Annotated in this window: 13 protein-coding genes and 1 pseudogene; 6 read left to right on the top strand and 8 right to left on the bottom strand. The window is 68.0% G+C overall.

The window, feature by feature from the left end:
- The first annotated feature begins 1,055 nt into the window (after positions 1-1,055).
- Together ACPTTC_RS35465 and ACPTTC_RS35460 are read left to right on the top strand one after the other, a co-directional pair.
- Positions 1,056-1,892 (top strand): response regulator transcription factor, encoded by an 837-nt coding sequence (locus ACPTTC_RS35465; RefSeq protein WP_226198341.1) that lies wholly within the window; start codon positions 1,056-1,058, stop codon positions 1,890-1,892.
- Entirely contained in the window at positions 1,885-4,227 is a 2,343-nt protein-coding gene (locus tag ACPTTC_RS35460) for a sensor histidine kinase (protein ID WP_423395987.1), read from the top strand. The genes ACPTTC_RS35465 and ACPTTC_RS35460 overlap by 8 nt, the downstream gene beginning before the upstream one ends.
- Positions 4,228-4,364: 137 nt before the next feature.
- Here ACPTTC_RS35460 and yjfF read toward each other — a convergent pair whose 3' ends face one another.
- The 7 genes from yjfF to ACPTTC_RS35425 all read right to left on the bottom strand — a co-directional run bounded on the left by yjfF (position 4,365) and on the right by ACPTTC_RS35425 (position 11,417).
- The gene (yjfF, locus tag ACPTTC_RS35455; protein WP_423395986.1) at positions 4,365-5,453 is read right to left on the bottom strand and encodes a galactofuranose ABC transporter, permease protein YjfF; all 1,089 of its coding nucleotides are present in this window, start codon (positions 5,451-5,453) and stop codon (positions 4,365-4,367) included.
- On the bottom strand, positions 5,450-6,490 hold the full coding sequence (locus tag ACPTTC_RS35450) for an ABC transporter permease (RefSeq protein WP_226198344.1): 1,041 nt from the start codon (positions 6,488-6,490) through the stop codon (positions 5,450-5,452). The genes yjfF and ACPTTC_RS35450 overlap by 4 nt, the downstream gene beginning before the upstream one ends.
- Positions 6,487-7,926, bottom strand: a complete 1,440-nt coding sequence (locus tag ACPTTC_RS35445) for a sugar ABC transporter ATP-binding protein (RefSeq protein WP_423395985.1) — start codon at positions 7,924-7,926, stop codon at positions 6,487-6,489. The genes ACPTTC_RS35450 and ACPTTC_RS35445 overlap by 4 nt, the downstream gene beginning before the upstream one ends.
- Before the next feature lie 74 nt (positions 7,927-8,000).
- A complete protein-coding gene (locus ACPTTC_RS35440; RefSeq protein WP_423395984.1) occupies positions 8,001-8,963 on the bottom strand; it encodes an ABC transporter substrate-binding protein in 963 nt (320 codons plus the stop codon).
- A 366-nt stretch (positions 8,964-9,329) separates the two neighbouring features.
- Positions 9,330-10,175, bottom strand: a complete 846-nt coding sequence (locus ACPTTC_RS35435) for a pirin family protein (RefSeq protein WP_423395983.1) — start codon at positions 10,173-10,175, stop codon at positions 9,330-9,332.
- 36 nt (positions 10,176-10,211) lie between these two features.
- Positions 10,212-10,817, bottom strand: coding sequence for an FMN-dependent NADH-azoreductase (locus ACPTTC_RS35430; RefSeq protein WP_423395982.1), 606 nt, complete (start codon positions 10,815-10,817; stop codon positions 10,212-10,214).
- A gap of 21 nt (positions 10,818-10,838) precedes the next feature.
- A complete protein-coding gene (locus tag ACPTTC_RS35425) occupies positions 10,839-11,417 on the bottom strand; it encodes a YceI family protein (RefSeq protein ID WP_423395981.1) in 579 nt (192 codons plus the stop codon).
- A gap of 118 nt (positions 11,418-11,535) precedes the next feature.
- On the opposite strand from ACPTTC_RS35425, the gene ACPTTC_RS35420 reads away from it, so the two are divergent.
- Entirely contained in the window at positions 11,536-12,459 is a 924-nt protein-coding gene (locus ACPTTC_RS35420) for a LysR family transcriptional regulator (RefSeq protein ID WP_226198350.1), read from the top strand.
- Between the two features lie 222 nt (positions 12,460-12,681).
- A pseudogene (locus ACPTTC_RS35415) lies at positions 12,682-12,834 on the top strand (aromatic acid/H+ symport family MFS transporter); the annotation flags it as partial.
- Between the two features lie 203 nt (positions 12,835-13,037).
- Here the strand turns inward: ACPTTC_RS35415 and ACPTTC_RS35410 are convergent.
- Positions 13,038-13,322: a DUF4148 domain-containing protein gene (locus ACPTTC_RS35410; RefSeq protein ID WP_423395980.1), complete on the bottom strand. Its 285-nt coding sequence runs from the start codon at positions 13,320-13,322 to the stop codon at positions 13,038-13,040.
- Between the two features lie 269 nt (positions 13,323-13,591).
- Between ACPTTC_RS35410 and ACPTTC_RS35405 the strand changes: the two genes are divergently transcribed.
- Both ACPTTC_RS35405 and ACPTTC_RS35400 read left to right on the top strand, forming a co-directional pair.
- Positions 13,592-16,819, top strand: coding sequence for an efflux RND transporter permease subunit (locus ACPTTC_RS35405; RefSeq protein WP_423395979.1), 3,228 nt, complete (start codon positions 13,592-13,594; stop codon positions 16,817-16,819).
- A 49-nt stretch (positions 16,820-16,868) separates the two neighbouring features.
- Positions 16,869-18,263 carry an efflux RND transporter periplasmic adaptor subunit gene (locus ACPTTC_RS35400; protein WP_423395978.1) on the top strand — a complete coding sequence of 465 codons (1,395 nt, stop codon included), beginning with the start codon at positions 16,869-16,871 and terminating at the stop codon, positions 18,261-18,263.
- Positions 18,264-18,284 lie beyond the last annotated feature (21 nt).

Genomic DNA, 18,284 nt, shown 5'->3' with positions numbered 1-18,284 from the left:
GGGGCGGCCCGCCCTGGTTCATTCAGGAGGAGGATGGCGCCATGCGATCCCCGGGACTGAAGCATGCGCCGCCGGTTCGTGCGAACCGGGGCGTTGGCCTGTCATGCCTGCTGTATTCATCGCTTTCGTGCCCGCCTGATTCGAAAGCGCACCGCGCGCGGCCGTCCCCCGACGGATCGAACCCTCGGACGGCCAACGCGCAGCCACTCACCCTTTCCGTCCGGCATTCAAACGCTTTTTCCGGATTTCCGGAATTGCATCGACGACTTGCCGGACGACCCCTGCACCGAATTAATCGATCGAATTTCCTTGACGATTTCGTCTCGACCGATATCACACACCCACCCGAATTCCAGAATTCGCCGATTGCTCTTATATGACTACGTATTCGGCGAATTATGAAATTTTCATTACCCTCGTGCCAGTTATTCGTTCACCGCCGCATTCCCAGATCATGGGAATCACATCGTGCAATGTCACATTGGTATCGCATGCCCAGGAATGGGACTTCGACATGCGATCCGCGCGATCTCGCCCGCCTCGAAAGAACCGATTCCAGCCGCGCCGGGGCTAGTGTGCGGGTATCCGTCCGAACGAATCTTTTCCCGAGCGGAAAAATACTTTTCCCGAGCGGACGGCATTTACATTCATACATTCCGGAGCAAATCGCGATTTCACGACTAGCATGGTTTCATTCCGTGAGTCGAAAAAAATTAATCAGTCAAACGACCTTCCCTTCATATTCTTTACATCGAACATATCAACATCCGGACGAACGTCAAACGGATTCTTCACTCGTACAAAGGCTAATTTTTCGAAATGGATCCGGCAATAAAGACCGATCATTAAAAATCAATTCGGCACGTTTTCCCGCCTCCGTTTCATTCGACCGAGCGCAGTGGCGACCGACACGCAACACCTTGCCGCGCAAGCCCCCACGGGTCGCACGGAATCCTCACAACATGCGCTGTTGTCGGCATATAATTTTTTGCAACAATCGCGCAGACAGCGATGCGCTCACCCTGACCGGCCACCCTTCCAACGCGTCCGCCACCATGTCATCCCGCTTGTCCAGTTCGGCGTCGCCTCGTCCCACGCCGGATCTCGCCGACGCCCATATTCTTGTCGTCGACGACCGCCCGAACGACCTGCGGCTCCTGACCGAAATCCTGCGTGCCGCGCGGTGCCGGATCAGCGTCGCGTTCGACGGGCTGCAGGCCTATCACCGTGCCCAGGCGATCGCGCCCGACCTGATCCTGATGGATGTCCGCATGCCGCGCATGGACGGCTTCGCCGCGTGCCGGCTGCTGGCGTCGACGCCTTCGACGCAATCGATCCCGGTCATCATCCTGACGGCCGCGGGCGATCTCGCGGATCGCATCGCCGGGCTCGAAACGGGCGCGATCGACTACATCATCAAGCCGTTCGAGCCGACCGAAGTGCTGGCCCGGATCCGCAATCACCTGAAACGGGCGCGGCGCAGCCAGCCGTTCGCCCATCTGCCCGAGCTGCCCGACAACCCCGATGCGGCCCTCGTGCGCGCGGCGTCCGAGGTCCTGCTGCGCGACCTGCGCCATCCGCCGGCGCTCGAGGAACTCGCCAGGCAGGTCGGTACGCACGAAAAGCGCCTGTCCCGCGTGTTCCGCGACCATCTCGGCCAGACCGTGTTCGAATATCTGCGCGACACGCGCCTGCGCGCCGCGATGCACTTCCTGGCGGAGACGTCGATGGGGATCGGCGACATCGCCGAGGAAATCGGCTTTTCCACGCCCGGCAACTTCGCGACCGCGTTCCGCGAACGCTTCGGCAGCACGCCGTCCGACTGGCGGCGCCAGCGCCATGCGGTCAATGCTCCTCCCGTCGCACCCGCGGAGCACCATCACGATGGCTAGGCGCCACGCGGCATGGGCGGCCGGATGTCGCGCGACGCTGCTGCTCCTGCTCGCGATGGCCGCCACCTGCGCGACGGCGCGCGCCGCGCCGACGCCGAACCCCGCGCAACTGGACGCCGTATCGGTATTCGAGGACGCGAGCACGACGATGTCCGCCGACCAGGTCGCCGCACGGCTCGCCGATCCGGTTCATGGCACGCCGGTGGCCAGCACGTCGTCGTTCAACGTCGAGTTCTCGCGATCGGCGTGGTGGATCCGCGCAACACTGACCAACCGTGACGACGCCGCCCACCCGCTGGTGCTCGCGATTCGCGACGCGCGCGTCGACCAGGCGGACTTCTATATCGGCCGGAACGGCCGGTGGACGCTCGACAGCCGCTTCCCGGCCGCCGGCGGTAGTGCCGCCGGGCCGCCCTCGCGCTACCCGACGCTCGACGTCACGTTGCGCGCCGGCGAAAGCCTCCCCGTCCTGATCCGCGTCACGTCGCGCAAGGAAATGCGGCTCGCGCCGGCCGCGTTCACGCATGCGGCGTGGGATGCGCTGGAACGGCGCGCGACGATGTGGGACTTCGGCTTCTTCGGCGGGCTGCTCGCGCTCGTGTGGTGCGCGCTGCTGATCGGGTTCTTTTCGCGCAGCGGCGTGTTCCACGTGCTGGCCGCGGTGGCGCTGGGCACGACGCTGTTCGAAGCGGCTTACCGCGGCTACCTGGCGACGGCGTTGCCGCCTGCGCTGCGTGAATGGTCGGCGCGCGGCGAAATCGTCTTCGCGTACCTGGCGATCTCCTGCTTCATCGCGTTCATCCTGATGGTCGCCCGGCGCGAGCAGGCGAAGCTGCCGATGCGCGCGATCTACACGGCCTTCCTCGCGCTCGAAGGCGTCGGCATGGTCGGCGCCGCGTGCGGCGACCTGCTGACGTTCACGTGGTTCTGCCTGCGGCTGAACGCGCTGGTCGGGATCGTCAACATCAGCGTCGCGCTGGTGCTCGCGATCCGCCGGACGCCGACCGGCCGCGTGATGCTGATTGCGGTCGCCTTCGCCACCTTCAACATGCTGATCCGCGTGCTCGACGGCATGAACACGCTGCCGCCCGCGCTCGCCTGGCTGAAATCCGACATCTTCCCGAACCCCGTCATCGCGATCGTCGGTCTCGCCACGCACCTGCTGGTGCTGGCCGCATGGATCCACCACGTCGGCCGCCAGCGCACCGAGGCGAGGAAGCGGCTCGAGCACTGGCAGCTCACCGAACAGGATCGCCTGCGCGACGAAGTCGCACGCCGCACACTCGCGCTCAACGACGCGCTGCAACAGGTGACGACCCACATGCAGCAGAAGATCGAGACGCTCGGCTACGTCAGCCACGACCTGCGCGCGCCGCTGTCCACGATCAACGGCTACGCGAAGCTGCTGCTGCAAGGCGCGACGCCCGGCCAAGCGCGGCTGATCCGGTCGATCGACCGCAGCATCCGCTACCAGCTCACGCTGATCGACGAACTGCTCGCGTTCACGAAGGCCGAACTGCAGCCGCTCGGCGTGTCGCCGGACGCGACCGACCTGCCCGGCCTGCTCGACGATATCGGCCACTACGCGGTCGCGCTGTGCGCGCAACAGGACAACCGGTTCGTCTACCGGCCGGCCACGCCGCTGCCGCGCACGGTGTCGATCGACGGCATGCGGCTGCAGCAGGTGTTGCTCAACCTGTTGTCCAATGCGTCGAAGTTCACGCGCGACGGCACGGTCACGCTGTCGATTCATGCCGCGCGCGAAGGCGACACCTGGCGCCTGCTGTTCGAAGTGGCCGATACCGGCATCGGGATCGACGTCAGCGGAAACCGCGACATCTTCCGCGCGTACCAGCAGGTGCAGGCCGTGAACGGCGGCACCGGGCTCGGCCTGTTCATCGCGCAGCGCATCGTCGGCGCGATGGGCGGCGAGCTGGCCGTGGCCAGCCAGCCGGGCGTCGGCACGGCATTCTCGTTCGCGATCGTCGCACCGGCCGTCGGGCACGCGCTCGTGCCGGTGCCGGAACTCGTCTGGCGGTTTCATCCGGACGGCGATGCCGAACCGGACCTCCCCGCGCCCGCGATGCCGTGCCCGCCCGACGATGCGCTCGATCAACTGATCCTGCTGGCCGACAACGGGCAGTTGACCGATATCGAGGAATGGCTCGGCCAGTATGCGGACGAGCCCGATTACGCGCCCTTCGTGCGAGACGTACACGAACACCTCGATGCACTGGACCTCGACGCGATCGGGAAACTGGCCGGCTCGCTGAAACATGCGCGCAGCGCCGCCGCGGCGTTCGACGCTGAAGCCGACACGGCCGGGCCGGCCTGACCGCGCGGTCCGCCGCATCGCTCACGCGCCGATCGGGCACCGGCCGGCCGCCGGACGCGACCGCCCGCGCGTCGGCGCACCGCCCGCCATCACGTCAGGACGCCTTGTGCCGCTCCCCCTGCCGGACGATGCGCGCGCTACAGCCGCCGCATCGTCGAAACCAGTTCGGCGCCCTCGTCGGGCGATGCCGGCCGCGCCCGCACCGGGTCGCGTGTCGGTCTCGGCGCGCCAAGCCCCGTGCCGCCCGTGCGCCGCCGCGTTGCGTGCCGTTCGATCACGCGTTGCAGCACGCAGAACACGCACAGCAGCGCGCCGATCACGATCCGCGTCCACCACGAACTCAACGTGCCGTCGAACGTGATCAGCACCTGGATCGTGCCGAGGATGCCGACGCCGAACACCGAGCCGACCACGTAGCCCACGCCGCCCGTGAGCAGCGTGCCGCCGATCACGGTCGCGGCGATCGCGTCGAGCTCCATCCCCTGCGCCTGCAACCCGTAACCCGACAGCACGTACAGCGTGAACACCACGCCGCCGAGCGCCGAACAGAAGCCGCTCAGCGCATAGACGCCGATCTTCGTGCGCGCGACCGGCAACCCCATCAACAGCGCCGAACGCTCGTTGCCGCCGATCGCGTAGACGTTGCGGCCGAAGCGCGTGAAATGCGCGACGTAGATCGCGCCGGCCAGCGTCGCGAGCGCGATCAGCGCGCCCGCGCTCAGCATGCCGCCGCCGACCGGCACGCTGAAGCCCGCGATCGCATGAAACACCGGCTCGTTGATCGTGATCGACTGCGTCGTGATCAGGAAGCACGCGCCGCGCGCGAGGAACATCCCGGCCAGCGTGACGATGAACGGTTGCAGCCGGAAACAATGGATCAACGCGCCCATCGCCGCGCCATACAGCGCGCCGAACGCGAGCACCAGCGGCACGATCGCCCACACGGGCCAGTGCAGCCGCTCGGCGCCGACCGCGCAGAAGATCGTCGTCAGCGCGACGACCGAACCGACCGACAGGTCGATCCCGCCCGACACGATCACGAATGTCATCCCGATCGCGACGATCAACAGGAATGCGTTGTCGACGAGCAGCCCGGTCAGCACCTGCATCGAGAAGAAGCCCGTGTAGGTCACGGACCCGAAGCCGAACAGCGCGACGAACAGCACGATCGTCACGACGATCGGCAGCGTGCGCGGGTCGGCGAGCCGGCCAAGGAATCGGTTCATCGCGGCGTCGCTCCGGAAGTGGCGCGCGAACGCGCGGAAGACAGCAACCGCGACGCGTGCCGGACGACCAGCGCGCGCGCCGCGTCCGACTGGATCAGCGTCACGACGATCACGACGACTGCCTTGACGACGAGCGTCGCCTCCGGCGGCACGCCGATCGAATAGGTCGTGTAGGTCAGCGTCTGGATGATCAGCGCGCCGAGCACCGAGCCGGCGAGGCTGAAACGGCCGCCGAGCAGCGACGTGCCGCCGAGCGTCACCGCGAGGATCGCATCGAGCTCGAGCAGCAGCCCCGCGTTGTTGCCGTCGGCGCTGCGCACGTTCGAGCTTGCCAGGATGCCCGCGAGCGCCGACATCACGCCGCAGCACAGATACACGCCGAACACGACCGCGCCCGAGCGCAGCCCGACGAGCCGTGTCGCGACCGGGTTCACGCCGATCGCACGGATGAACAGCCCGAGCGCCGTGCGGTTCACCAGCAGCGCGGTCGCGGCGATCGTCGCGACCGCGATCCACACCGCGCACGGCGCGGCCGCGAGATAGCCGCCGCCGAGCGCGAGGTAGCCGGGCGCGCCGATCGGGATGATCTGGCCGCCCGTCAGCAGTTGCGCGACGCCGCGGCCGGCCACCATCAGGATCAGCGTCGCGATGATCGGCTGCATCCCGACGAACGCCACCAGCAGCCCGTTCCATGCGCCGGCCAGCAGCCCGACGCCGAGCGCCGCGGCCAGCGCCAGGCCGACCCGCGACGGATCCGCGTCGAGCACGATCGCCGCGGCCGCCCCCGCGATCGCAACGATCGCGCCGACCGAGATGTCGATCCCGCGGGTCGCGATCACGAGCGTCATCCCGAGCGACACGATCACGAGCGGCGCCGCGCGGTTCAGGATGTCGACCGGCGCACCGAACAGGTGGCCGTCGAGCAGCGTGATCGACAGGAAGCCCGGGCGATGCGCGACGTCGAGCGCGAACAGCAGCACGAGCGTCAACGCCGGCCACGCGAGCGGATGTCGAAACAGCGTGCGCAGCAGCGTCATGACTGACCTCCCGCGATCAGCCGGTACACCTGCTCCTCGGACGCATCCGCGCCGGTGAGTTCGGCGACCTTGCGGCGATCGCGCAACACCGCGATCCGGTGGCTCACGCGCACGACTTCACTGATCTCCGACGAGATGAACAGGATCGCGAGCCCCTGCGCGCACAGCGCGAGCACGCGCTCCATGATGTCGAATTTGGCGGCGACGTCGATGCCGCGCGTCGGCTCGTCGAGGATCAGCAGCTTCGGTTCCGTCGCGAGCCAGCGCGCGAGCAGCACCTTCTGCTGGTTGCCGCCCGACAGCAGGCCGATCGGCTGCTCCGCGTCGCGCGCCTTGATGCCGAGCCGCGCGATGTACGTCTCGGCGAGCTCGCGCTGGCGCGCCCGCCCGATCAACCGCCACCAGCCGCGCCGCGCCTGCAGCGCGAGGACGATGTTCTCGCGGATCGACAGCGCGGCGACGATGCCCTCCTTCTTGCGGTCCTCCGGGCAGTAGGCGATGCCGTGCCGGACCGCGTCGTGCGGCGACGCGAGCCGCGTGCGCGCCCCGTCGATCTCGATCGCGCCGGTGTCGGCGCGTTCCGCGGCGAATGCCAGCTGCGCGGCTTCGGTGCGCCCCGAGCCGAGCAGCCCGGCCAGCCCGACGATCTCGCCGGGCCGCACGTCGAGGTCGAGCGGGTTCATCATCCCGCGCCGGCCGACCTGCTGCATCGACAGGAACGGTTCCGCGCCGCCGGCAGTGCGCTCGACGGCCGCGGCGCCCGCCTGCAGCGTGTCGGGCATCCGCTCACGGCCGGTCATTTTCGCGACGAGCGCATCGACCGGCAGGTCGCGCGCCAGGTACTCGCCTTCGCGCTCGCCGTTGCGCATCACGGTGATCCGGTCGGACACCGCATAGGTCTGCTCGAGAAAGTGCGTGACGAACAGGATCGCGATGCCCGATGCCTTCAGCCGGCGCAGCACGTCGAACAGCCGCGCGATCGCGACCATCTGCTGCACGGCGATCGGATACGCATCGAGCGAGCGCGTGACGTCGAGCGACAGGTCGAGTTCGGCCAGCGCCGCACGCGAGCGCGCATGAATCGCGTTCCAGTCGATCGCGCCGCGCCGCATCGGCTGCCGGCCCGCGAAGATGTTCTCCGCGACCGACAGGTTCGCGCAGAGGTTCACTTCCTGGTAGAGCGTCTGGATGCCGGCCGCCTCGGCTTCGCGCGGCGCGGCGAAGCGCACGGGTTGGCCGCCGACGCGAATCTCGCCCGCGTCGTGCGCATGCACGCCGGTGAGCACGTTGATCAGTGTCGACTTGCCCGCGCCGTTCTGGCCCATCAACGCGTGGATCTCGCCCGGAAACAGCCGGAAACTCACGCGCTGCAGCGCGCTGACGCCCGGAAACGACTTGTCGATGCCGATCATCTCGACCACCGGCGGATGCGTCATGAACCCTCCCTCGGAGCGGTTGCCGTCCGGGCGGCCGCCACGCCGCCGCCCGTGCCGGCTTGTCGGTACGTTGCTCAGTACTTGCGGGTCGGCAGCACCTGGGCCGCGACGTTCATCGGGAACACAGTCTCGTTCGTCACGATGCGCTTGGGCAGCGGCTTGCCGGCGACGACGTCCTTCACCGCGCTCATCAGTTGCGGGCCGAGCAGCGGGCTGCATTCGACGTCGACGTTGATCTTGCCGGCGACCATCGCCTGGAAGCCGCCCTTCGTCGCGTCGAACGACACGACGCTCACATCCTTGCCCGGCTTGATCCCCGCTTCCTCCATCGCCTGGATCGCGCCGAGCGCCATGTCGTCGTTGTGCGCGTAGACGACGTTGATCTGCTTGCCGTAGGTTTTCGCGAACGCTTCCATCACCTGCTTGCCGCCCGCAAGCGTGAAGTCGCCGCTCTGCGACGCGATCACCTTGAACTTCGGATTGTTCTTGATCACTTCGAGCAGGCCGGCCCGCCGGTCGTTGGCCGGCGCCGAGCCGACCGTGCCCTGCAGCTCGACGATATTGATCGGACCCGGGTCGTTCTTGTAATGCTCTTCCATCCAGTGGCCGGCGCGCCGCCCTTCCTCGAGGAAGTCCGAGCCGATCATCGTCACGTACAGCGACGGATCCTTCACGTCGACCGCGCGATCGGTCAGGATCACCGGGATATGCGCGGCCTTCGCTTCGGTCAGCACGGGCTCCCAGCCCGATTCGACGACCGGCGAGAACGCGATCACGTCGACCTTCTGCGCGATGAACGAGCGGATCGCACGAATCTGGTTCTCCTGCTTCTGCTGGGCGTCGGAGAATTTCAGGTTGATGCCGGCGTCCTTCGCCGCGCTCTTCACCGACACGGTGTTCGCGGTACGCCACGCGCTTTCCGCGCCGACCTGCGAAAACCCGAGCGTGATCGGTTTCTGCTGCGCGTGCGCGCCGCCAGCCAGCGCCGCCGCCGCGGCAACGATCGCGCCGGCCGCCAGCTTCCTGATGAATGTCATGGTTCGTCTCCGATGATGTCGTTCTCTGTCGCTGCGCTGTTCTGCTTCTTCGTGGCGCAGGCGCGGGTCGGGGCGGCGCCGGCCAGGGCTTCCCGCCGGCCCGGTCCGCACGCCCCGCATCAGTCTAGGAACAAGCCCGATAACCTTCCAATGAAATATTGGATTGAGGCGATATCGGAATCGGCATACGTATAAACACCTAAGCGCAAGGAGAAGATGGCTTCGGCGCGCCTGTCGAGTCGTTTGGAACGCGAAAAGGCCGGCGCATTCGGGGAGTGCGCCGGCCACTTCATCAAGAGAATCGTTCTGCGTCGGGCCGCAGAGGCTAACCACCCGTCGGGCAGCGTGCGATGCACGCCTGCTGGATCAGCGCAACGCGCCCTTCGCGCGCAGCTCGCGGCCGATGCGCACGATCTCGCGCTCGCCTTCCGCCAGCGCGGCGGCACTCGTGTGCACCGAGTAGCTGCCCAGGTGCAGATCGTGCGGATGCGGGACGGCCGTGCCGACCACGAAGCGCACATCGGTCACCGCCTCGAATTCGATCGCGGCGTCGGACGGGTCGAACACCACCAGTTCGCCCTGCCCGACCGGATCCGGTACGCGCAGGCTGCCGTCCATCACGGCGGTCCAGCCGACGCTGCAGCCCGGTTGCGGCCGGCAGGTCCAGCGCTCGCCGGCCTTGAGTTGCACGACGACGTAGTGGAGGCCCGGCGGCGCATCGATCGGGCTGACCGCGTCGCCGCTGCGGCCGAGCAGCACGCGGGCCGGGCCGTCCGACGGGATGTCGGCGATCGACAGATGCTGGCTGAAGGCTGGCGCCAGCTCGCGCTCCGGCGGCAACGCAACCCACAGCTGGAACACCTTGACCGGCGGCACGACGGTACCGGCATGCCAGACCCCGCGCCCGGCGTTCATCCATTCGATGTCGCCCGCCACGATCGTGCCTGCGTGGCCGGTGGATTCGGCGTAGCTGCCGCGACCGTCGATCACGAGCGTGAGCGTGGCGATCCCGGAATGCGGATGCCAGCCGAAGCCCGACCCGATCGACGCTTGCGTATCGACCAAGTCGAGAAAGACGAACGGCTTGATCATCTCGCCGACGTCGGACGGGCTCACCATCCGGACGATCGGCCCGTGCGCGCGGCCGCGCGTGCGCAAGATGACGCGACGGCCGGCAACGGTGACGTCGGCGGGCAGCGTGGCATGTGACATGGTGGCGCTCCTGTGGTCGGTCTCGGTCGTGCGGCGTCAGGCCGCGAGCGCAGCCGCCGCTTCCTTCGCCGATGCGATGGCGCCGTTGCGCGTGTCCTGCCCCATCGCCACGCCTTCCGCACGGACGAACGCGATGTCCGTGATGCCCAGGAAACCAAACGCCGCTTTCAGATAGGTTTCCTGATGATCGAACCCCGCAGCAGGCGAACCTTCGCTGTACACGCCGCCGCGCGACGACGCGACCACCACCTTCTTGCCGCCGCACAACCCGACCGGCCCGTTCTCGCCGTAACGGAACGTCGTGCCGGCCACCGAGATGCGATCGATCCACGCCTTCAGTTGCGACGCGATGCCGAAGTTGTACATCGGTGCGCCGATCACCACGATATCCGCGGCGAGAAATTCGTCGAGCGCGCGCCGGCCGATCTCGACGTCCGCCTTCAGTGCGTCAGAAATCGGGGCGCCTTGCGCGGCGGCCAGATGGTCCGCCGTCAGATGGCCGATCGGCGTGGCGGCGAGATCGAGGCGCGTGACGGTGAGGCCCGGATCGCGGGCACGGAACGTCGCGACGGCTTCCGCCGACAGTTCGCGGCTGACGGAGCCCTGGCCGAGGATGCTGGAATCGATATGGAGCAGTTTCATGCGTGTGTTCTCCGAACAGGATTACTGCTTGAGCGCTTCGGCCGTGATCAGCAGCTTCGTCTTCATCCTGAAGCCGTACTGCTTGCCGTAGTCGAGGCCGAAATCGCCGCGGTCGAATTGGCCAACGGCGTCGACACCGCACACTTCACGCTTGAGCATCGGGTGCGGCATGCACTTGAACGAATCGATCTTCAGCGTCACCGGCTTCGTGACGCCATGCAGCGTCAGGTTGCCGACCACCGACACCGGCTTGTCGCCGTCGAACTTGATCGCGCCCTTGTAGTTCGCCTGCGGGAACTTGGCCGCGTCGAAGAACTCGGCCGTTTGCAGATGCTCGTCGAGCTTCGTGCTGCCGGTGTGGATCGATGCGATGTCGGTCGTCACGTCGACCGTGCCCGTCTTAGCCGCGCGGTCGAGCGTCACGGTGCCGCTCGACTTGTCGAACTTGCCGCGCCAGACCGACAGGCCACCCATGTGGTCAGCCTCGAAGCTCGGGTACGTGTGGCTCGGGTCGAACTGGTACGTCACGCTTTCGGCGAAGGCCGGGAACGACAGCGACGCTGCCAGCGCGCCTGCGGCGATCATCAGTTGCATTTTCAAACGTTTTCTCCCTGGAACGTAAAGGTTCATCTGTAGCGTGAGAGGAGTATGGAGAGTGAAGCCGCTTTACACTAGATGGATAAACAGGATTTGATTAATCCATTTTTGGAGGAATCCAATGCTCGATCTGAATGACCTCGCACTGTTCGTCCAGGTCGTCCGCGCCGGCAGCTTCTCGGAGGCCGGGCGCCGCCTGCGCATGCCTGCCAATACGCTGAGCCGGCGCATCGACCAGCTCGAGGGGCAGCTCGGCACGCGCCTGCTGCATCGCTCGACCCGCAAGCTCGCGCCGAGCACCGAGGGGCAGGCGCTGTTCGAGCGCTATGCGCCGGCGCTCGACCGAATCTTCGAGATCGAGCGGCTGCATGCAGACGGGCAGGAACCGTCCGGCACCGTGCGCATGACGGCGATGGCCGGCCTGTTCGAAATTTTCCGGCTGGAATGGCTGGCGGAGTTCTATGCGCGCTACCCGCAGATCAGCATCGACTTCCTGCTCGACGACACGCCGTCGGACCTGATCGGCGAGCGCATCGACCTGGCCTTGCGCATGGGGATCGAGACCGGCGGCAGCTTCCGTGTGCGCCGGATTGCGCCGGGCACGATGATCCTCGCCGCCAGCCCCGCGTATCTGGAACGGCGCGGTGCGCCGCGCACGCCGCGCGAACTGGCCGACCACGACTGCCTGACGGTTTCCGGCCGCCAGGGCCGCAGCATGTGGCGCCTGCAAGGGCCGCGCGGCACCCAGGAAATCTCGATCGACAGCCGCTTCTCGGTCAACGACATGCGCGTGGTGGTACAGGCGTGCATCGCCGGGCTCGGGGTTGCGCTGCTGCCGCAGTTGCTCGCGGAACCGGGCATCGAGCAGGGAAAGCTGGTGCGCGTGCTGCCTTCCTACCGACGTTCGAGCAGCGACCTCGGGCTGCAGCTCGTCTATACGAGCCGGCCGCCCTTGGCGCCCGCGGTCACGGTGTTTGCCGATTTCCTGCTGGAAAAGCTCGGCGAAGCGTTGCCCGGGCAGTCGAAGCACCCTGCCGACCGATAACGTTTCGCTGTGGCCACAAACGGCATTTCTCGTTGAACGCCGAATTTCGGCGATCGAACACCGGGGCGCGTCGCGTCGGGTATCGGCTGGTGCCGTAGACGGGCGTGGAGCCCCATCACGAGAGGCAGCCGGGCCGGCAGACGAAGATCCATCAATGTCCGCGAATTCGTCGACGCGCGCGCGGTCAGCCCGTTTCAGTGGGCCGGATTCCTGACGTTCGTCGTGATCTCGCTGGACGGCTGCGATACCGTCATCATCGGCTTCGTCGTGCCCGAGCTCGTCCAGGAATGGGGCGGCACCAAGCACGTGCTCGCGGCGCTGCTCGGCGCCGCGCTGTTCGGCCTGGCGGCCGGCCCGCTGCTTGGCGGGCCGATTGCCGACCGGTTCGGGCGCAAGCGCGCGCGGGTCGCCAGCGTGTCGGTCACCCGCGTCGGGTTCAGCTCGTGCAACACGCTGGCGCGACCGCCATCGTCATCGGGCAATTGCGGCTGCCCGCGCGCAAAGGCCGGCGCGACCGCCGCCGCGAGCAGCGCGGCGATCGCCAGTCGGGAAAGGCGCTTCATGGCCCGCCTCCCGTTTCATTGCGTGCGGACGGCCGGCACCGCCGTCGACGCAGTCGCGGTCGCGTCGGCCGGCTCGCCATGCGCGATCGCATACAGCTCGCGATTGCGGGCGACCGTTTGCGCGCTCGGCGGATAGTCCCAGTTCGGCGCGGGCACGGTGCCGTCGCGCTGCGCCTGCACCAGGTCGGCGATCACGTCGGCGCGCGTCAGGCCGGACGGCGAGGTTTGCGCGAAAGCGGCAACCGGCGTGCCGATGACGACGGCGAGCAGCGCGGCGGCTGCGATCAGTCTGCGATTCATGATGAAACTCCCCAGATCAGTTCGATGAGGACGCATCGTCGATGCGCCGCCGGCGGGACCGCGAATGCGTTTCGCCGCCTGACGCATGCATTCTGGTGATCGCGACCGGCACGACGCTGACCGCCGGATGACGGTTTTGAAATCTGCGGCGCCGGGCGCAGATAACAGTTTCGTAATCCTCGAGTCAGGGCCGGGTCAACGCGCCGCCGGCAGACTGCACGCACGTCGCACCGGATGCGGCGCCCTTGCCCTGTTTCGAGGAAAACATCATGTGGATCGTCCGGCTGGCGTTGCGCAGGCCCTATACGTTCGTCGTGCTCGCGCTGCTGATCTTCATCGCGGGGGCGCTCGCGATCCTGCGCACGCCGACCGACATCTTCCCTAACATCGACATCCCGGTCGTCAGCATCGTCTGGTCGTACAACGGCTTCTCGGCCGAGGACATGGCCAGGCGCATCACGTCGAACTACGAGCGCGCGCTGACCTCCGACGTCGACGACATCGAGCACATCGAGTCGCAGTCGCTGAACGGCGTATCGGTCGTGAAGATCTTCTTCCACCCCGGCGCGGACATCAATCGCGCGATCGCGGAAGCCGCGAGCAACTCGGCGTCGATCCTGCGCATCCTGCCGCCCGGCACGCTGCCGCCGAACATCATCACGTACAACGCGTCGACGGTGCCGATCCTGCAGCTCGGGCTGTCGAGCGACACGCTTGCCGAGCAGCAGCTGTACGACCTCGGCAACAGCTTCATCCGCACGCAGCTCGCGACCGTCCAGGGCGCGGCCGTGCCGCTGCCGTTCGGCGGCAAGGTGCCGGAGATCGTCGTCGACCTGAACATGCGCGCGCTGCAGGCCAAGGGGCTCGCGCCGATCGACGTGGTCAACGCGATCAATGCGCAGAACCTGATCCTGCCCGGCGGCACCGCGAAGATCGGCGCACGCGAATACAACGTGCAGATGAACGGCAGCACGCAGACGGTCGCCGCGCTGAACGACCTGCCGGTCAAGACCGTCGCCGGCAACGTCGTCTACGTGCGCGACGTGGCCCACGTGCGCAACGGCTACGCACCGCAGACCAACATCGTGCGCAGCGACGGCAAGCGCGCGGCGCTGCTCACCGTCGAGAAGACCGGCCGCGCGTCGACGCTCACGATCATCGGCCAGGTGAAGGCGATGCTGCCGAAGATCGCGGCCGGCCTGCCGAAGGCACTGCATATCACGCCGCTCGGCGACCAGTCGGTATTCGTGAAGTCGGCGATCCAGGGCGTCGCGCGCGAAGCCGTGATCGCCGCGTGCCTGACCGCGCTGATGATCCTGCTGTTTCTCGGCAGCTGGCGCGCGACGCTGATCATCGCGGTAACGATCCCGCTGGCGGTGCTGACGTCGCTGTGCGCGTTGTCCGCGCTTGGCGAGACGATCAACATCATGACGCTCGGCGGGCTCGCGCTCGCGGTCGGGATTCTCGTCGACGACGCGACCGTCGCGATCGAGAACATCACGCATCACCTCGAACGCGGCGCACCGCTCGAGGAGGCGATCCTGACCGGCGCGGGCGAGATCGCGGTGCCGACCTTCGTGTCGACGCTGTCGATCTGCATCGTGTTCGCGCCGATGATCCTGCTGACGGGCGTCGCGCGCTACCTGTTCGTGCCGATGGCCGAAGCGGTGATCTTCGCGATGATCGCGTCGTATTTCTTCTCGCGTACGCTGATCCCGACGCTCGCGATGGTGCTGATGCGCGCGAACGGGCACGGCAAGCCGCCGCGCGGCATGTTCGCCCGCTTCGCACGCTTCCAGGCCGGCTTCGAGCACCGCTTCGAGGCGGTCCGCGCGCGCTACCGCGCGGTGCTGTCGGCTGCGATCGCGAACCGGCGCCGCTTCGCGGCCGCGTTCCTGCTCGCCTGCGTCGCTTCCACCAGCCTGTTCGCCATCGCCGGGCAGGATTTCTTCCCGTCGGTCGATACCGGCGAGATCCGGCTGCACCTGCGCGCGCCGACCGGCACGCGGATCGAGGAAACCGCACGCCTGACCGACGAGGTCGAAGCGCGGATTCGCGCCGTGATCCCGCCGAACGAGCTGGCCGGCGTGCTCGACAACATCGGCGTGCCGGTCAGCGGGATCAACCTGACCTACGACTCGTCCGACCCGATCGGCTCGGGCGACGCGGACATCATGATCACGCTGAAAGCCAACCACCGCCCGACCGCGCAGTACGTGACGAAGCTGCGCAACCTGCTGAACCAGGCGTTCCCGGGCGTGACCTTCGCGTTCCTGCCGGCCGACATCGTCAGCCAGATCCTCAACTTCGGGCTGCCCGCGCCGATCGACATCCAGATCGTCGGCAACAAGCTCGACCAGAACCGCGCGGTCGCGAACCGGCTGCTCGCGCAGCTACGCGGCGTGCGCGGCGTCGTGGACGCGCGGATCCAGCAGCCCGGCGACGAACCCGCGATCAACGTGGACGTCGATCGCACCAAGGCGATCCAGGCCGGGCTCCAGCAGCGCGACGTGTCGCAGAACCTGCTGATCGCGCTGTCCGGCAGTTCGCAGACCACGCCGAATTTCTGGCTGAACCCGGCCAACGGCGTCAGTTATCCGGTGCTGGTGCAGACGCCGCAATACGACGTGAATTCGCTGCAGTCGCTCGCGAACATCGCGATGCCGACCGCCACGCAGTCGCCGCAGACGCCCGCCGGCGGCCCGGCGGCCGGCGCGCCCGCGCAGAACCTGCTCGGCGCGCTCGGCACCTTCTCGCGCGCCGAGCAGCAGGCCGTCGTGTCGCACTACAACGTGCAGCCGGTGCTCGACGTCTTCGCGTCGGTGCAGGATCGCGACCTCGGCGGCGTCACGGCCAACGTGACGAAGCTGGTCGACGACGCGCGCGCGCAGTTGCCGCCCGGCTCGTCGATCGTGCTGCGCGGCCAGGTGCAGGCGATGCACCAGTCGTTCGCCGGGCTGCTGAGCGGCCTCGTGCTCGCGATCGCGCTGGTCTACCTGCTGATGGTCGTCAACTTCCAGTCGTGGCTCGATCCGCTCGTGATCGTCAGCGGCCTGCCCGCATCGCTCGCGGGCATCGCGTGGATGCTGTTCGTCACGAACACGACGCTGTCGGTGCCCGCGCTGACCGGCACGATCCTGTGCATCGGCATCGCGACCGCGAACAGCATTCTCGTCGTCAACGCGGCGCGCGAGCTGACCGCCAGCGGCACGCCGCCGTGGCAGGCCGCGCTCGATGCGGGGTTCAGCCGGTTCCGGCCGGTCGTGATGACCGCGCTCGCGATGCTGATCGGCATGCTGCCGATGGCGCTCGGCCTCGGCGACGGCGGCGAGCAGAACGCGCCGCTCGGCCGCGCGGTGATCGGCGGCCTCGCCTTCGGCACGGTGTCGACGCTGCTGTTCGTGCCCGTCGTGTTCGGTTTCGTCCACGCCTGGCTCGACCGGCGCCGCGATGCGTCCGCCGCGCGCCGCGCGCAGGACACGCCGGCGCTGCCCTGATTGCGGATGTCCGCCGATTTCCTCCGACTCGCCCGACTTCGAACCCACCATGAACGATTCGATCGAACCTCTCGCCCCGCCGCCGGCTATCGACGCGGAAGCACTGCCCCCTGCCGCGCGCCGCGCGGCGCCCGACACGCCGCCGCCCCGGCGCGGCCGCACGCTCGCCGGGCCGCTGGCGGTGATGGCCGTCGCCGCCGCGCTGCTGGCCGCCGGCATCGTGCCGCGCATCGACGCGCGCGCCGCGCAGCGCGTGCAGCTGGCCGCCCAGCAGGCGCTGCCGGTGTCCGTGATCCGGCCCGGCGCCGCGCCGGCCGACCAGACGCTCACGCTGCCCGGCGCGGTGATGCCGTATGCGGAAGCGTCGATCTACGCACGCACGAGCGGCTACATCGCGCACTGGAGTGCGGATATCGGCACGCACGTGACCGCCGGGCAGACGCTCGCGCAGATCGCGGCGCCGGATCTCGATGCGCAGCTGCGCCAGGCGCGCGCGGACGCCTCGACCGCGCAGGCGAACTACGACTACGCGAAATCGACCGCGCAGCGCTGGCAGGACATGCTGAAGACGCAGTCGGTGTCGCAGCAGGACACCGACACGAAGGTCGCCGACATGAACGCGAAGCGTGCGATGCTGGCTTCCGCGCAGGCGAATGCCGCGCACCTGAACCAACTCGTGTCGTACGAATCGGTGACGGCGCCGTTCGACGGCGTGATCACCGCACGCAACGTCGACGTCGGCACGCTCGTGACGGCGGGCGGTACACCGGGGAGCCCGGGGTTGTCGGGCGAGCTGTTTCATCTGGAGCAGACCGACACGCTGCGCGTGTTCGTCGACGTGCCGCAAGACAGCGCGGCCGGCGTTTCGGCCGGCACGCCCGTCTACCTGACCACGCAGCAGTACCCGGGGCGGCGCTTCGCCGCGCACGTCGCGCGCAGCGCGGGCGCGATCGATCCGGTCACGCGCACCTTGCGGGTCGAGATCGACGTCGACAACCGCGACGGCGCGTTGATGCCCGGCGCGTATGCGCAGGCACATCTGCTCATCGCGAGCGCCGCACCCGCGTTCGAGCTGCCGGTCAGCGCGCTGCTGTTCCGGCCGAATGGCGTGACGGTCGCGACCGTCGGCACGAACGGCCGCACCGCGTTGAAGACCGTGCAGATTGGCCGCGATTTCGGCACCCGCGTCGAAATCGTCGCGGGGCTGGCCGCGACCGACCAGGTGATCGACAACCCGGGCGATTCGCTCGCCGGCGGCGAGGCCGTGAAGATCGTGGCGGTCGAGCACGGTGCGGCGCCGGCTACTGCGCGGGCAGGCTCGGCAACCGGTGGGCCGGCAGCGCCGCACGCGGCTGCGGCTGCGGCTGCGGCTACGGCAACAGCGACGACCGTTGCGACGCCGGCTTCGACGCTAATCGCAACGTCAACGAGCACCCGCGGCTGACCGCCGATGAAACCCTGCGAG

This window comes from Burkholderia mycopellens (genome assembly GCF_964265025.1).
GTDB lineage: Bacteria > Pseudomonadota > Gammaproteobacteria > Burkholderiales > Burkholderiaceae > Burkholderia.
The sequence above is the reverse complement of the archived record's forward strand: the minus strand, read 5'-3'. Positions and strand labels throughout refer to the sequence as shown.

What these genes read in the sequence shown, in the direction of transcription:
- ACPTTC_RS35465 (WP_226198341.1), top strand. Translation starts at nt 1,056, where the DNA reads ATGTCATCCCGCTTGTCCAGTTCGGCGTCGCCTCGTCCCACGCCGGAT.
- ACPTTC_RS35460 (WP_423395987.1), top strand. Translation starts at nt 1,885, where the DNA reads ATGGCTAGGCGCCACGCGGCATGGGCGGCCGGATGTCGCGCGACGCTG.
- yjfF (WP_423395986.1), bottom strand. Translation starts at nt 5,453, where the DNA reads ATGAACCGATTCCTTGGCCGGCTCGCCGACCCGCGCACGCTGCCGATC.
- ACPTTC_RS35450 (WP_226198344.1), bottom strand. Translation starts at nt 6,490, where the DNA reads ATGACGCTGCTGCGCACGCTGTTTCGACATCCGCTCGCGTGGCCGGCG.
- ACPTTC_RS35445 (WP_423395985.1), bottom strand. Translation starts at nt 7,926, where the DNA reads ATGACGCATCCGCCGGTGGTCGAGATGATCGGCATCGACAAGTCGTTT.
- ACPTTC_RS35440 (WP_423395984.1), bottom strand. Translation starts at nt 8,963, where the DNA reads ATGACATTCATCAGGAAGCTGGCGGCCGGCGCGATCGTTGCCGCGGCG.
- ACPTTC_RS35435 (WP_423395983.1), bottom strand. Translation starts at nt 10,175, where the DNA reads ATGTCACATGCCACGCTGCCCGCCGACGTCACCGTTGCCGGCCGTCGC.
- ACPTTC_RS35430 (WP_423395982.1), bottom strand. Translation starts at nt 10,817, where the DNA reads ATGAAACTGCTCCATATCGATTCCAGCATCCTCGGCCAGGGCTCCGTC.
- ACPTTC_RS35420 (WP_226198350.1), top strand. Translation starts at nt 11,536, where the DNA reads ATGCTCGATCTGAATGACCTCGCACTGTTCGTCCAGGTCGTCCGCGCC.
- ACPTTC_RS35410 (WP_423395980.1), bottom strand. Translation starts at nt 13,322, where the DNA reads ATGAATCGCAGACTGATCGCAGCCGCCGCGCTGCTCGCCGTCGTCATC.
- ACPTTC_RS35405 (WP_423395979.1), top strand. Translation starts at nt 13,592, where the DNA reads ATGTGGATCGTCCGGCTGGCGTTGCGCAGGCCCTATACGTTCGTCGTG.
- ACPTTC_RS35400 (WP_423395978.1), top strand. Translation starts at nt 16,869, where the DNA reads ATGAACGATTCGATCGAACCTCTCGCCCCGCCGCCGGCTATCGACGCG.